This is a genomic window from Ruegeria marina (genome assembly GCF_900101475.1).
Taxonomy (GTDB): domain Bacteria; phylum Pseudomonadota; class Alphaproteobacteria; order Rhodobacterales; family Rhodobacteraceae; genus Ruegeria_B; species Ruegeria_B marina.
This window is the reverse complement of record NZ_FMZV01000010.1, coordinates 112,102-125,917: the sequence shown is the minus strand read 5'-3', so window position 1 is coordinate 125,917 and position 13,816 is coordinate 112,102. Positions and strand designations below refer to the sequence as shown.

Sequence of the window (13,816 nt, the reverse complement as noted above, 5' to 3'; positions counted from 1 at the left end):
GGGCGGCATATCAGGAAAGAACGACACTTCATGGAGGGGACGCAACCCATGACCACCTTCGACGACCGCGAACACGCTTTCGAAGCCAAGTTTGCCCATGACGAGGAAATGCAATTCAAGGCGCAGGCCCGCTGCAACAAGATGCTGGGGCTTTGGGCCGCCGGCCTGATGGGCAAATCCGAGGCCGAGGCCGCGGAATATGCGAAAACCGTGGTTCTGGCCGATTTCGAGGAAGCCGGGCACGAAGACGTCGTCCGCAAGCTGGCCGCCGATCTGGAAGGCATCGTCGATGCCGATGCGATCCGCACGAAAATGGCCGAACTTCTGCCCGAGGCAAAAGCCCAGATCATGAGCGAAGCAGGCGCCTGAATTCCGTTTCTCCACGACCGCTCGAAGCCCGCGAAACATGAATTCGCGGGCTTCTTTGTTTGGGCATCGCAAAACGCGCAGCCCTGCGCTGAATGTGGCTCATGAACATGATGAGAAGTTTTGGTTTGCCACTCTCACGGCTTCGTGAGACATCTGCCCATCCGAGCGGGTCCCACGGGCACCGCCCCATCAGGAGTCCCAAGACATGACAAACGCTTTCGTTGCAATGCTCGCCAGCCACGATGTCATTCTGGCAGATGGCGCAACCGGCACCAATCTTTTCAAGATGGGCCTGCAATCCGGCGACGCTCCTGAACTGTGGAACGCGGACGAGCCCGACAAGATCCGTGCGCTCTACAAAGGCTCGGTCGATGCCGGCAGCGACCTTTTCCTGACCAACACGTTCGGCGGCACCGCCGCGCGCCTGAAGCTGCACGATGCCCAAGGCCGCGTGCGCGAGTTGAACCGGATCGGCGCCGAACTCGGGCGTGAGATCGCGGACAAGGCAGGCCGCAAGGTGATCGTGGCCGGATCGGTCGGACCGACCGGAGAGATCATGGAGCCTGTCGGCAGCCTGAGCCACGCTGCCGCGGTCGAAATGTTTCATGAACAGGCCGAAGGGTTGAAGGAAGGCGGGGTCGATGTCCTGTGGCTGGAAACGATTTCCGCCCCCGAGGAATACCGCGCCGCCGCCGAAGCCTTTGCGCTGGCCGACATGCCCTGGTGCGGCACCATGAGCTTCGACACCGCCGGACGCACGATGATGGGTGTCACCTCGGCCGACATGGTGCAACTGGTCGAAAGCCTGCCCAACCCGCCGCTGGCCTTTGGCGCCAATTGCGGCACCGGCGCATCGGATATCCTGCGCACCGTGCTGGGTTTCGTCGCCCAGGGCACCGAGCGCCCGATCATCTCCAAGGGCAATGCCGGCATCCCGAAATACGTGGACGGGCATATTCACTATGACGGCACACCTGACCTGATGGCCGTCTACGCCACCATGGCCCGCGACGCCGGAGCCAAGATCATTGGTGGTTGCTGCGGAACCATGCCCGAACATCTTGTGAAGATGCGCGCGGCACTGGACAGCACGCCGCGCGGCGCACGGCCGACGCTTGACCAGATCGTCGCGGCGCTTGGCCCCTTCACTTCGGCATCAGACGGAACCGGAGACGAGAGCGGCGAGCGCCGCGCCCGTGGTGGCCGCCGTCGGCGCGCCTGAGATTACTGGATGGGCGCTGACAGCAGCGCCCGCACCTCTTGCACCGGAATACCCAGGTTCGACCCTCCGAATTCCGGCAGGATCGCGGTATTGACCGCCACGACCTCCCCCTGAAGGTTCAGGACCGGACCGCCGCTGCCGCCATAGGTGGTTTCGGCATCGTAGACCACCGAGGCGTGGGTGATCTGTCCAACGATCCCCCGGCTTGACAGAGGCCACATCAGGCCGGCCCCGGCCAGTTGCTCGGCCACCTCCCAGAAATCGGTGCGTCCGGACAGGCGCAAGTCTTCGACAAATTGTTCGCCCGAGCGGGCCAGCATGGACATCAGGCCGGTCGGATAGCCCATTACGAGAACCTCCTGTCCGGGCAGGGGCAAGGTTTCGGCAAGATCCAGCCCTTTGGGCAGAATGGAAACATCGGCTGGCGCCACGATCGCGAGATCGGCAGTGTCACTGAGCGCTATGATGGACAGATCGACCGACCCGGACCGGCCAGGGAAGTAGCCGATAAACCGGGTCAGTACCGGCTCCAGCACGTCACCGCCGAACTGAAGCGCCGTATTGCGTTCCCAAGGTGCGGCAACATGGCGGTTCGTGACGATTGCCCCTGCTCCGCGCAAGACAAAACCCGTGCCGGTAACCTGCGCCTCGGCCACGGCGCCCTGCCCGTCCGGCGACAGCATGGGCTGACCATTCGGAAGTATCAGGCGTGAACCGTTGCGCCCCAGGACATGCCGCAGCATCTGCCCGGTTTCCCGAACCCGCAAACCATACCCGCCCTGCAAGAACACGACCGATCCCGTCGCCAGGGAAATTACCCGTGTACCTGCTGTCGATTGATCCTCGAGCGTGTCGATCCGTTCCGCGTTCAGGCGCAGTCGAACCCCGATCTCGTCCTGAAGCGCGCTCAGGTCGCCGGGCCGGATCGCTTCGCGCTGGCTCCGTTCGAGCGCCGAGGCGAGCGCATCGACCTGAAAACGTCCGCTTTCGATCTGTGCCCGCAGGGCCCGGTCGGAAAAATACTGCCAGCCCGCTACCATCGCCAGCACCAGAATCGCAAGCGCGACGGCGGTCCGGAACAGGATGGCGGGTCTGGCAAAGACACGGCTCAGAACCATCCGTGACGCCATGGACAATCGGCCCAGCAGCGGGCGGCGGCTGGTGCGCAGATAGCTGCGCGCGTCGCCCAGCACCTCGGACAGGCCAGACTGCGGATGGTTCTTGGCGTCATAGATCCGCAGGCGCGACAAGGGTCCATGTTGCTCGAACTCTATCACGTCGCCCGACGACAAGTCGGCGGCTTCGACTGGCCGCCGGTTCACCCAGACCCGCGCCGCCGGAGCGGTGATCAGGTGATACCCGTTCTCCTGCCGGAAGATCCGGGCGACAGCCTGGCCGGACACCCGCAGGTCGCCGGGCGCCAGCGCGCGCAGCATGCCGTTATCATCCAGCAGGATGTCTACCGTGTCGGAGGTGATCCAGGAATACAGACCCCGATTGCGCCCTGTCAGATGTTCCAGGACGGCAGCGGCCGGGTTTCTGGTCGGGGCACTCATTCCCACATGATGCGCCCTTACACCCGGGTATTGTCAATTCGATGTGTGGTCACCGGCCTTCAAAATTTGCGGCGCGCTTTTCCATGAAGGCGACGACACCCTCCTGGAAATCTCGCGTGCGGCCGCATTCGCCCTGCAAATGTGCCTCTGAAGCCAGCTGATCCGGAAGGGAATTGTCAAAGCTGGCACGGATCGCCTTCTTTATGTTGGCGAATGCGGCAGTGGGGCCCTCGGCCAGATAGGCCGCGCGCTTGCGCCAGTGCGCGTCGAATGCGTCGTCGGGAACGGCCTCCCAGATCATGCCCCAGTTTTCGGCCTGGCGCGCGGTGATCTTGTCGGCGAACAGCGCCGCCCCCATCGCCTTGGCCAACCCCATCTGACGCGGCATGAACCACGTTCCACCCGCATCGGGCATCAGGCCGATCCGGGCGAAAGCCTGAAGGAAATAGGCGCTTTCGGCCGCGATCACCACATCGGCGCAGAGCGCCAGATTTGCGCCCGCCCCCGCGGCAGGACCGTTCACAGCCGCAATCGTGGGCACCGGGCAGTCATAGATCGCCTCGAGCATGGGATTGTATTCGTCACGCAGGGTCCGCTCCAGATCAATCCGGCCCGAACTGCCTGCATCGCCCAGATCCTGACCGGTGCAGAACGCCCGCCCCGCCCCCGTCAGCACGATGGCCCGCGCTTCTTTTGCCGCCGCACCCATCGCAAAGGTGATTTCGGCGCGCATCCGTCCGGTCAGTGCATTCATCTTGTCCGGCCGGTTGAGGGTCAGGACCGCGAGGCCGTCGGTAATGTCCAGGGTGATCGTATCGTATTCCATGCCAATGGCCCTCGGTCGCAGCTTTTATGCCTGCAAACTGACGCAAGTTGCGCGACCGTAAAAGAAGAACCGCGCGTCACTCTTCGAGAATGCGGCGCAGGCGTTCCTGCTCTTCGGCGCTCAGCACCTCTTCAGCCGGGGCTGCCGCAACCGACCGGCCGCGAACAAATGCCCAGCCCATTCCCGCCGCCACCAGCAACATGAGAGGCCCGGCAAGCCACAACAGCCAGTTCGCCCCCGTTGTCGTCGGTTTCAGCAGGACATATTCGCCATAGCGGTCAACGATATAGTCGATGGCTTGCGTGTCGCTGTCCCCGGCCACCAGGCGTTCGCGCAGAAGAAGACGCAGGTCACGGGCCAGTTCCGCATTCGATTCGTCGATGCTTTCGTTGCGGCAAACCAGGCAGCGCAGCCCCTTGCTCAGATCGCGGGCCCTTTGCTCCAGCACTGGGTCCGCCAGCACCTCGTCGGGTTGCACCGCCCAGAGCGGCGTCGCCAACAACGACACAATCAGGATCAGGATCAGCCGCTTCATTCCGCCGGCACCCCGCCCGCCGGCGCCTGGCGGGCCCCCGCGGCCACGCGGAATCGACGGTCACTGAGGCTGAGCAGGCCGCCAAGCGCCATCAGCAGAGAGCCGGCCCAGATCCAGTTGGCAAAGGGCTTGATATAGGTCCGGACGGTCCAGCCGCCATCATCCTGGCGGTCGCCGATCACCACATAGACATCGCGCAGGAACCTGTAGTCGATGGCAGCTTCGGTCGTCGGCATCCGCGACACCGGATATTCGCGTTTTTCAGGGTTCAGCACCGCCACCTGACGGTCACCCTTTTCCAGAATGACGCTCCCCATTGTCGAAAAGTAGTTCGGACCCTGAACCCGTTCGACCTTTTCCAGCGTCAGGGTAAAGCCCCCCACCTCGAAAGGTTCGCCAAGCCGGGCGACACGAATATCCTCGACCTCCCAGGCCATAAGCCCGGCAATGGCGAACATGGTCACGCCGAGCCCTGTATGGGCCACCGCCTTGCCCCAGTCTGCGCGGGGCAACCGCAATATACGGCCAAAATTGCCGGCCCGCCCTGTGCGGCTCCAGAGATCGACTATGGCACCAAAGGTGATCCAGGCGCCAAGGAACAGCCCGACCGGCCCCATTGCGCTGCGTCCGCTCTGCAAGGCCCAGACCAGTATGGCCAGGGCAAGAGCCAGAAAGAAGGCATAACGCAAGGCATAGACCGCACGCCCCAGCCTGCCCCGCTTCCACGGCAGGATCGCCCCAAGCGGCAGCGCCAGGCCAAGGGCCACCATGAAGGGCGTGAAAGCGGCGTTGAAAAAGGGCGCGCCGACCGAAAGTTTGCGGTCAAAGAACATCTCGGCCATGATCGGCCAGAGCGTTCCGAAGAACACCACGAAACACCCCACCGCCAGCAGGATGTTGTTGAGCACAAGCGCGCTTTCGCGGCTGACCACCGAAAAGACGCCCTTGGCCTCCATCTCCTGTGCGCGGGCGGCAAAAAGCGTCAGCGCGCCGCCGGTAAAAACGCCCAGAATGATCAGGATGAAGACGCCGCGTTCGGGGTCATTGGCAAAGGCGTGGACGCTGGTCAACAGACCGGATCGCACGATGAACGTGCCGATCAGCGAGAAACCGAACGCCAGGATCGCGAGCAGGATGGTCCAGCTTTTCAGAGCCTCCCGCTTTTCCACCACGATGGCCGAATGCAGAAGCGCAGCCGCGAGAAGCCAGGGCATGAAGCTTGCATTCTCAACCGGATCCCAGAACCAGAACCCACCCCAGCCGAGTTCGTAATAGGCCCACCACGATCCCAGCGCGATGCCGATGGTCAGGAATATCCAGGCCGCCAGCGTCCAGGGCCGCACCCAGCGGCCCCAGGCGGCATCAACCCTGCCCTCGATCAGGGCGGCGACGGCAAAGGAAAACGCCATGCTGAGGCCAACGTAGCCGAGGTAGAGAAATGGCGGGTGGAAGGCGAGGCCGGGATCCTGCAACAACGGGTTCAGGTCCTGCCCGTCAAAGGGCGGCACCGCCAGGCGCAGGAACGGGTTCGACGTGAACAGGATGAAGGCAAAGAACGCCACGGCAATTGCGGATTGCACCGCCAGTACGCGTGCCTTGAGAGCGGGCGGAAGACCGCCGCCGAACCACGCCGCCATCGCGCCGAACAGGGTCACGATCAGAACCCAGAGCAGCATCGAGCCCTCGTGATTGCCCCAGGTGCCGCTGATCTTGTACAGCATCGGCTTGGCAGAATGGCTGTTCAGCGTCACCAAGCGCAGCGAAAAATCCGAGGTCACGAAGGCCCAGACCAGTGCTGCAAAGGCAAAGGCCGTGAGCAGAAACTGTATTCCGGCCGCCGGTTCGGCGACCGCCATCCACGATGTCCAGCGTTTCTGGGCGCCAACCATGGGCACCACCATCTGCACGATGGCCACCATGAAGGCGAGAATTAGGGCGAAATGTCCGAGTTCCGTAACCATGCCCGAGATATAGCCCCCGGACCGGCCGGCCGCCAATCCCTTTCGCCTGGATCGGCGGCACAAAGTGTCGCGCCGTCAGGTCTGGCGCAGACCGCGCCAGTGTTCCAGAGCCGCATTATCCTCGGGGTGGGCCGTCTCGGCCGCAAGGCGAACATCCGGGCCGGGGTCGGCGGCACCCGGCGTGTCATGCCGAAACTCGCGAATGGCGGCGATATTGGCCACGACCTGGGGCGTGCGCGCGGCCGTTTCCGCCAGACTGCGCTGAAACTCCTGCGATTTCATCTGATGCCGCGCGCCGAAGTAGAAGGACACGATAACCCCCAGCAGCCACCAGAGCGGTTCGGGCACCAGCGCGATACCCTGCATCCGGGCGGCGAACCAGATCGGGTCCACCATGGCAGACACGAACAGACCCAGCGTCCCCAGCGCCAGCGCCGGGCGTGGCAGGCGGTTCAATCCATCTATGAACCGGTCGAACCGACCTTGCCGCTGCACCGCGAATTCGGCCCCGAACTGGACCATTGCCTGCGCACGGGCATCCGCATCGCGCTGCGCGGCAGAGTCGGCGTTTTCCCTGAAGACCGCAGCCGTTTCGCGGAGGACATTTCTGCCGCCGCCGAAAAAGAGTTCGATGATGCCTCCGATCAGACCCATGCCGCCACCCTCCTCTGGAACTCGGCCTCGCTTAACCGGAACTGCGGCGACATGAACTCTTCGGCCCTCTTGATCCAGCCTCCCTTGCCGCCGCTCCGGGTGCGCGCATATTTGCGGCTGGCGCTGCGCCGATCTGCGAGACGAAAATAATAGTTCCGGCGCGCCACTCCGTAAGAATCGCGCAAGGCCGTCTCATCAGGCTCCGCAGCCGCACGCGCCGCGCGCAGAGTCTGCGACCCGATGGCGCCATCCACCGTGACCTCGTATCCCATGTCGCGCAGCAGGCGTTGCAGGATCACCACCGCCTGCGCGCCCGCGTTCACGTACATGTCAAAGAGCGACGGCCGCAATGCCGCGGGCATTTCGCCGATGCGCGGGCGTTCGTAATAATGAGCCAGGAAAATCTCGATGGCCTGCGCCCGGCTGAGCGCCCGCACATCGGCGACGCCGATCACGCCGTCGCCGGTCAGGTCCAGGCCCAGACGCCGCATCGTGTGAATGGTCACCCCATGATTCGTTGCCCCGCCCGGATCATCCGGGTCGTCTACGAAACCGCCCTCGCGCGCCACGATGTCCTCGGCGATCTGCCTTACCGTCTGCATCTGGAAATCCTCCGCTAAATGCGGACCGAGGCTCCGGCAAAGGTCTTAAGACCCGCCGAGCAAAAAGGGCGCTGCTTGCGCAACGCCCAGGAAAACTCAACACGCCTTTTTGTCGTCAGCTTTCGGGCGCCTTGTAGACGCCTTGTTCCTTGAGCGCGTCCATGACCTCTTTCGGCATGTAGGTCTCATCATGTTTTGCAAGTATTTCAGAGGCCTCGAACACGCCGTTCACGTATCTCCCGGTGCCGATCATACCCTGGTTCTCGCCAAAGAGATCCGGCAGAACACCCGTGAACACAACCGGTACGCTTTCGCCACCGTCGGTCACCGAAAAGCGCACGGATTCACCCTGACCGCGTACAAGCGAGCCTGCCTCGACCAGTCCGCCCAGGCGAAACACCTCGGTTTCCGAAGGCGGTTCGGCGATCACCTGGCTCGGCGCGCGGAAAAAGTTGATACCGTCGCGCATCGCATAACCGATCAATCCTGTCGCCAGTACCAGCGCCACGGCGGCCATGACGATCACCTGAATTCGGCGTTGTTTCTTGAGCGATTTCATTGCGTCCTCACCAATTTCCATCGGGCCAATGCGTGACCCTGTGATTTACCGTCACCTAACATCCAGTTGACACACTGCAAGGTATAGCCGTTGCTACCTTTTGTCAGGTCGGCAACTGAACCGGCTGCTTTGGTGCCGGAATAAACCATTCGCAAAGCGATAACCTTGACCGAAGTCAGGCAGCCCGAAACTCGATCTTTCGCCGCAGGAACTGCGTTGCCCGGTCACTTACGGTCGCGGGCTTGCCCGTGGTCAGGTAGCCACCTGCACCGGTTCCCAGCATATTGGGGTGCCGTTGCAGGTAATCGGCCAGACTTTCCGCGACCAGGTTGCCCTGGCTGAAAACTTTTACTTCGGCCCCCAGCGCATCCTGAAACGCCTTTTCCATCAACGGGTAATGGGTACATCCCAGAATGGCGGCCTGTGGATAGGGCATCTTGCGTTTGAGCGCGTCCACGTGACTGCGCACCAGTGCCTCGGCCAGGATCAGGTCGCCCTCTTCAATGGCATCGACCACACCGCCGCAGGCCTGTGCCTCGATATCCACACCGATAGCGCGAAACGCGAGTTCGCGCTGAAACGCCCGGCTGGCAACGGTGGCCGGCGTGGCGAACAGCGCCACGTTCTGAACGCTGACCTCGCGCGGGGGGCTGTTGTCACCCCACTGGCGTTCGGTCAGTGCCTCGATCAGGGGAACGAAAACGCCCAGCACGCGCTTGCCCGGCGGAACGCCTTCTTCCTGCATCCGGCGCAGCGCCGCAGCGCTGGCGGTGTTGCAGGCGAGGATCACCAGATCACAGCCCCGGTTCCAGAGATCGTGCACGGCCTTGCGGGTCAGTTGGTAGATATCTTCGGGCGTCCGCACCCCGTAAGGTGCATGGGCACTGTCCGCATAATAGAGGAAATCCACGTCCGGCAGTCGCTTCTGCGCCGCGTCAAGGACCGTCAGGCCACCCAGGCCCGAGTCGAATATACCTACTGCCATCTTTCCCTTCAGGCGCGATGCCGTTCCTCGAATTCATAGCCGTAATCATAGGATTTCAACGGCGTCGGAGACAGCTCATATGTTGCCTTGCGCAGAAAATCCATCATCTTGCGCGTGTCGCGGGCCAGTGGATCGAGAATGTCGCGCCCGATGGGCTCTCCGATGACCACTCGAACTGGCGTATCGACCCGTTTGCGGAATTCCTTGATCAAGAGCCCCATGCGGAGCGTCGAGTGCAGATGGCTGGCGATCTGGAACAGGCGGCTGGTATGCCCGTCGAAGAAGACCGGCACGACCGTGGCGTTCGACTTGCCGACCATGCGCGCCGTGAAGCCGCGCCAGCCCGGGTCCATCGGGTGGGAAAACGGTCGGACCGCCGTCGAGACCGTACCGCCGGGAAAGATGCCGATGGCCCCGCCCTGTCCGAGATATCCAAGCGCCTGCTTGCGGGTGTCGAGGTTCAGTTGCATGGCCTCCTTCGTCTCGTCGAACGAGATCGGCAGGATGATTCGGTTGATGTCCTCGGCCTTGCGGAAAACGCGATGGGCAAGGATGCGGAAATCGCCCCGCGTGACAGACAGGATATGGCCCATCATCAGCCCGTCGAGAATTCCGTAGGGATGGTTCGCGATCAGAATCAACGGCCCCTCACTGGGGATGTTCGACAATGAACCGCCCGCAACGTCGAGCGTCAGCCCGTAGCGGTCGACCATCACCGACCAGAAATCACGGCCCTCGGCGACTTCGCGTTCATAGCCTTCCGCGCGGCGGATAAGGCCGATACGGCCGGTTGTATTTTCCATCAACCTGATGACGGCCCTGCCCCCTTTGGTGGCGGCTGAATGGGAATAGGATATATCGCGGGCAATATGGCGGCGCGCGGTCATGCATAACTCCGGCAAAACTGGCCCCTAAATAGGGGCAGTCAGGCATTTTGCATAGGTTCCACGACAGGGCTGTGACAGTTTATTCCGCCGCCGCCCTTTCCGTGCCGTTCTGGCGAACAACCGCCAACAGCTCTTCGCGCCGCTTTGCGGCCTTGGCCTCGTTGGCAAGCTTGACCGGGCCGAAACCGCGTATATCGAGAGGCAGACGCGCCAGTGCGATGATGGCGTCCCGGTTCGCGTCGGACAGGCGGGGCAGAACCTCTTTCATGTCCTCTTCGTACTGTCGGATCAGCGCGCGTTCCATACGGCGTTCGGAAGTGTACCCGAAAACGTCCAGCGGGGTACCACGCAAGCGCTTCATCCGGGCGAGCAACTTGAACATAGCCATCCAGCGCTCGCTGAACTCACGCTTTTTCGGTCGGCCATCGGTGGTCTTGCCGCCAAGGATCGGCGGGGCAAGATGGAGCGTCAGCTTCAGATCGCCGTCAAACTCGGCAGCGGCCTTGTCCCGGCTTGTCAGCAACAGGCGCGCAACCTCGTATTCATCCTTGTAGGACAAAAGCTTGTGATAGCCTTCGGCGACTGCCGCGCGCAGGCCGTGATCGGCGATACCGTCGACAAGTTTGCGATAGCGTCTGGCAAGGCGCGCGCCCTGGTAGGCGGCAAGATGTTCCGCCCGGTAGGTGATCCTGTCCTCCAGCGACTTCGGCAGGTCCACCACGTTGGGCTTCAGCAAGCCTGCCGCTTCGGTCGGGTGCAGCACGGCCCAGCGTCCGATGTCGAAGGCACGCTTGTTGCGTTCGACCGCCGCTCCATTCATCTCGATCGCCTGCATGATCGCCTCGTGGCTCACGGGCAGCAGGCCGCGCTGCCAGGCACCGCCAAAGACCATCATGTTCGAATAGATCGAATCGCCCATCACCGCGCGCGCCAGCTCCGAAGCATCGAACAGGTCGAGCTGCTCCTTCAACCGCGCCTCAAGCGCCAGACTCAGCCGGTCGGCGGGGATGGTGAAATCGGTATTGCGGGTGAAATCGCCCGTGATGATCTCGTGGCTGTTGACCACGGCACCAGTGGTCCCGGTGCGGGTCAGGCCCAGCGTCTTGGCCCCGGCGCTGACCACGAGGTCGCCGCCGATCAGCGCATGTGCCTCACCGGTTGCCACCCGGATGGCGCTGATGTCGTCGGGACGGTTTGCGATGCGGCAATGGATATGCACGGCGCCACCCTTCTGCGCCAGACCCGCCATCTCCATCATGCCGGCCCCCTTGCCATCCAGTTGCGCGGCCTGAGCAAGCACGGCGCCGATGGTGACGACGCCAGTACCGCCGACGCCCGTGATCACCACGTTATGCGTCCCGTCGATCTGCGGCAGAACCGGCATCGGAAGGTGTGGCAGGTCGATCTCGGTTGTGGCCTCCTTGCGGATCTTCGCGCCCTGAACGGTCACGAAGGACGGGCAGAACCCGTTGACGCAAGAGAAGTCCTTGTTGCACGAGGACTGGTCGATCGCGCGTTTGCGGCCAAGTTCGGTCTCTTTCGGAACGATCGAGACACAGTTCGACTGCACTCCGCAATCGCCGCAGCCTTCGCAGATGTCGGCATTGATCAAAACCCGCTTGTCGGGATCGGGAAAGGTGCCACGCTTTCGGCGGCGGCGCTTCTCGGCGGCGCAGGTCTGGATGTAGACGATGGCGCTGACGCCGGGGATCTCGCGGAACCGCTTCTGCACCTGCATCAGTTCGGCGCGCTCGTAAAACGGCACCCCGGCGGGGAATTGCGATTTGTCCACATCCTCCTTGGCGTCATAGACGACGGCAATTTCCTTGACGCCCATCGCCTTCACCTCGGCCACGATGCGGGGGGCGGTCAGATCGCCCTCGTTCTCTTGGCCGCCGGTCATCGCCACCGCGTCGTTGTAGAGGATCTTGAAGGTGATGTTGGTGCCTGCCGCCAAAGCAGCGCGGATCGCCTGCACACCTGAATGGTTGTAGGTGCCGTCGCCCAGATTCTGGAACACGTGCTTGGTGTTGGAAAACGGCGCCTCACCGATCCAGTTGGCGCCTTCGCCACCCATATGGGTAAAGCCCTGGGTGTTCCGGTCCATCCACTGCACCATGTAGTGACAGCCGATCCCGGCATAGGCGCGGCTGCCGTCGGGAACCTTGGTCGAACTGTTATGCGGACAGCCCGAACAGAAATACGGCAGGCGCGAGGCAATTTCCTGTGCGTTGTCGTTGCGCCGGGCATCCGCCAACGCGCTGAGGCCCGCGCGGATACCATCGGTTTCCCGGCCTTCCTCGATCAGGATACCGCCCAGTTTCTCGGCGATCAGGATCGGGTCCAGCGCGCCGCGAGTCGGGAACAGCTCCTCGCGATGCATTGCGCCGGCGCCCCCCTTGTACCAGCCATAGACGCGGCGGCCCTGCCGGTCGTCAAAGATCGCCTCCTTGACCTGCACCTCGATCAGTTTGCGTTTTTCCTCCACGATCACGATCAGATCGAGGTCTTCGGCCCAGTCGTGAAAGCTCTGCATGTCCAGCGGAAAGGTCTGGCCGACCTTGTAGGTGGTGATGCCCAGACGCTCGGCCTCGGCCTCGTCGATGTTCAGAAGCGACATCGCATGCACAAGGTCGAGCCAGTTCTTGCCCGCCGCGACGATGCCGATCTTGGCGCCCGGCTTGCCCCAGACCCGTTTGTCCATCCGGTTGGCGCGGCTGAACGCCTCGGCGGCAAAGCGTTTGTAATCGATGATCCGCGCCTCTTGCAGATGCGGCGTGTCGCCCAGGCGGATGTTCAGCCCCCCTTCGGGCATGTCGAACTTTGGCTCGACCAGTTTCATCCGAAATGGATCCCCATCCACGACCGAGGTGACCTCGATGGTATCCTTCATGGTCTTCAGGCCGACCCAAAGCCCGGAAAAGCGGCTGAGCGCGAAACCATAGGCGCCATAGTCCAGAATTTCCTGTACGCCCGCCGGGCTGACCACCGGCATATAGGCATCGACCAACGCCCATTCGGACTGGTGCAAGACAGTCGAGCTTTCGCCGGTGTGGTCGTCGCCCATCGCCATCAACACACCGCCGTGTTTCGCGGTGCCGGCCATGTTGGCATGGCGCATCACGTCGCCCGAACGGTCTACGCCCGGCCCCTTGCCGTACCACAGGCCGAAAACACCGTCGAACTTGCCATCGCCACGAAGCCCGGCCTGCTGGCTGCCCCAGAGTGCGGTGGCGGCCAGATCCTCGTTCAAACCGAATTGAAAGGTCACATCCGACGCATCCAGTTGCTTCCTGGCGCGGCTCATCTGCACATCGACTGCGCCCAGCGGCGAGCCCCGGTACCCGGTCACCAGTCCCGCCGTGTTGAGACCGTCAGCCTTGTCGCGGGCCTTTTGCATCAGCATCAGGCGCACCAGCGCCTGTGTTCCGTTCAACAGGACCGACTTCTTCTCCAGATCGTATTTGTCATTTAGAGAAACTTTTGGCTGGCTCATTTTACGTCTCCCCTGCGCCCGTGTGACAGCTATGCAAAAGATTTTAGGTCATAAATGTTGACCTGTATAGCTGAAAATTTGCGCCATCAAAAAAGGGGCAGGCAGATATTTGTGAAAATGTCATGTGTTACATATAGTCGGTCAGGTTGATTAGGAAAGTTGCA

At 62.5% G+C, this 13,816-nt stretch carries 12 protein-coding genes; 2 read left to right on the top strand and 10 right to left on the bottom strand.

Annotated elements, in window-relative coordinates; genetic code table 11:
* Positions 1–48 precede the first annotated feature (48 nt).
* Positions 49–369, top strand: a complete 321-nt coding sequence (locus BLT75_RS14720) for a DUF1476 domain-containing protein (protein WP_093033309.1) — start codon at positions 49–51, stop codon at positions 367–369.
* 205 nt (positions 370–574) lie between these two features.
* On the top strand, positions 575–1,591 hold the full coding sequence (gene bmt, locus BLT75_RS14715) for a betaine--homocysteine S-methyltransferase (RefSeq protein WP_093033193.1): 1,017 nt from the start codon (positions 575–577) through the stop codon (positions 1,589–1,591).
* A gap of 2 nt (positions 1,592–1,593) precedes the next feature.
* Here bmt and BLT75_RS24860 read toward each other — a convergent pair whose 3' ends face one another.
* The 10 genes from BLT75_RS24860 to BLT75_RS14665 all read right to left on the bottom strand — a co-directional run bounded on the left by BLT75_RS24860 (position 1,594) and on the right by BLT75_RS14665 (position 13,652).
* Positions 1,594–3,147 carry a S1 family peptidase gene (locus BLT75_RS24860; protein ID WP_093033190.1) on the bottom strand — a complete coding sequence of 518 codons (1,554 nt, stop codon included), beginning with the start codon at positions 3,145–3,147 and terminating at the stop codon, positions 1,594–1,596.
* A gap of 49 nt (positions 3,148–3,196) precedes the next feature.
* Positions 3,197–3,973, bottom strand: a complete 777-nt coding sequence (locus BLT75_RS14705; RefSeq protein WP_093033187.1) for an enoyl-CoA hydratase-related protein — start codon at positions 3,971–3,973, stop codon at positions 3,197–3,199.
* Between the two features lie 76 nt (positions 3,974–4,049).
* Positions 4,050–4,508, bottom strand: a complete 459-nt coding sequence (locus BLT75_RS14700; RefSeq protein WP_093033185.1) for a cytochrome c-type biogenesis protein — start codon at positions 4,506–4,508, stop codon at positions 4,050–4,052.
* Positions 4,505–6,469: a heme lyase CcmF/NrfE family subunit gene (locus tag BLT75_RS14695; protein WP_093033306.1), complete on the bottom strand. Its 1,965-nt coding sequence runs from the start codon at positions 6,467–6,469 to the stop codon at positions 4,505–4,507. The genes BLT75_RS14700 and BLT75_RS14695 overlap by 4 nt, the downstream gene beginning before the upstream one ends.
* Before the next feature lie 75 nt (positions 6,470–6,544).
* A complete protein-coding gene (locus BLT75_RS14690) occupies positions 6,545–7,123 on the bottom strand; it encodes a holin family protein (protein ID WP_093033182.1) in 579 nt (192 codons plus the stop codon).
* Complete coding sequence (locus BLT75_RS14685) at positions 7,114–7,725, bottom strand: holin-associated N-acetylmuramidase (protein WP_093033179.1); 612 nt, start codon at positions 7,723–7,725, stop codon at positions 7,114–7,116. Before BLT75_RS14685 ends, BLT75_RS14690 begins: the two co-directional genes overlap by 10 nt.
* A 115-nt stretch (positions 7,726–7,840) precedes the next feature.
* A complete protein-coding gene (ccmE, locus tag BLT75_RS14680; RefSeq protein WP_093033303.1) occupies positions 7,841–8,284 on the bottom strand; it encodes a cytochrome c maturation protein CcmE in 444 nt (147 codons plus the stop codon).
* A gap of 175 nt (positions 8,285–8,459) precedes the next feature.
* On the bottom strand, positions 8,460–9,269 hold the full coding sequence (murI, locus tag BLT75_RS14675) for a glutamate racemase (protein ID WP_093033176.1): 810 nt from the start codon (positions 9,267–9,269) through the stop codon (positions 8,460–8,462).
* Between the two features lie 8 nt (positions 9,270–9,277).
* The gene (locus BLT75_RS14670) at positions 9,278–10,156 is read right to left on the bottom strand and encodes a lysophospholipid acyltransferase family protein (protein ID WP_093033173.1); all 879 of its coding nucleotides are present in this window, start codon (positions 10,154–10,156) and stop codon (positions 9,278–9,280) included.
* A 79-nt stretch (positions 10,157–10,235) separates the two neighbouring features.
* Entirely contained in the window at positions 10,236–13,652 is a 3,417-nt protein-coding gene (locus tag BLT75_RS14665; RefSeq protein WP_093033171.1) for an indolepyruvate ferredoxin oxidoreductase family protein, read from the bottom strand.
* Between the last annotated feature and the right edge of the window lie 164 nt (positions 13,653–13,816).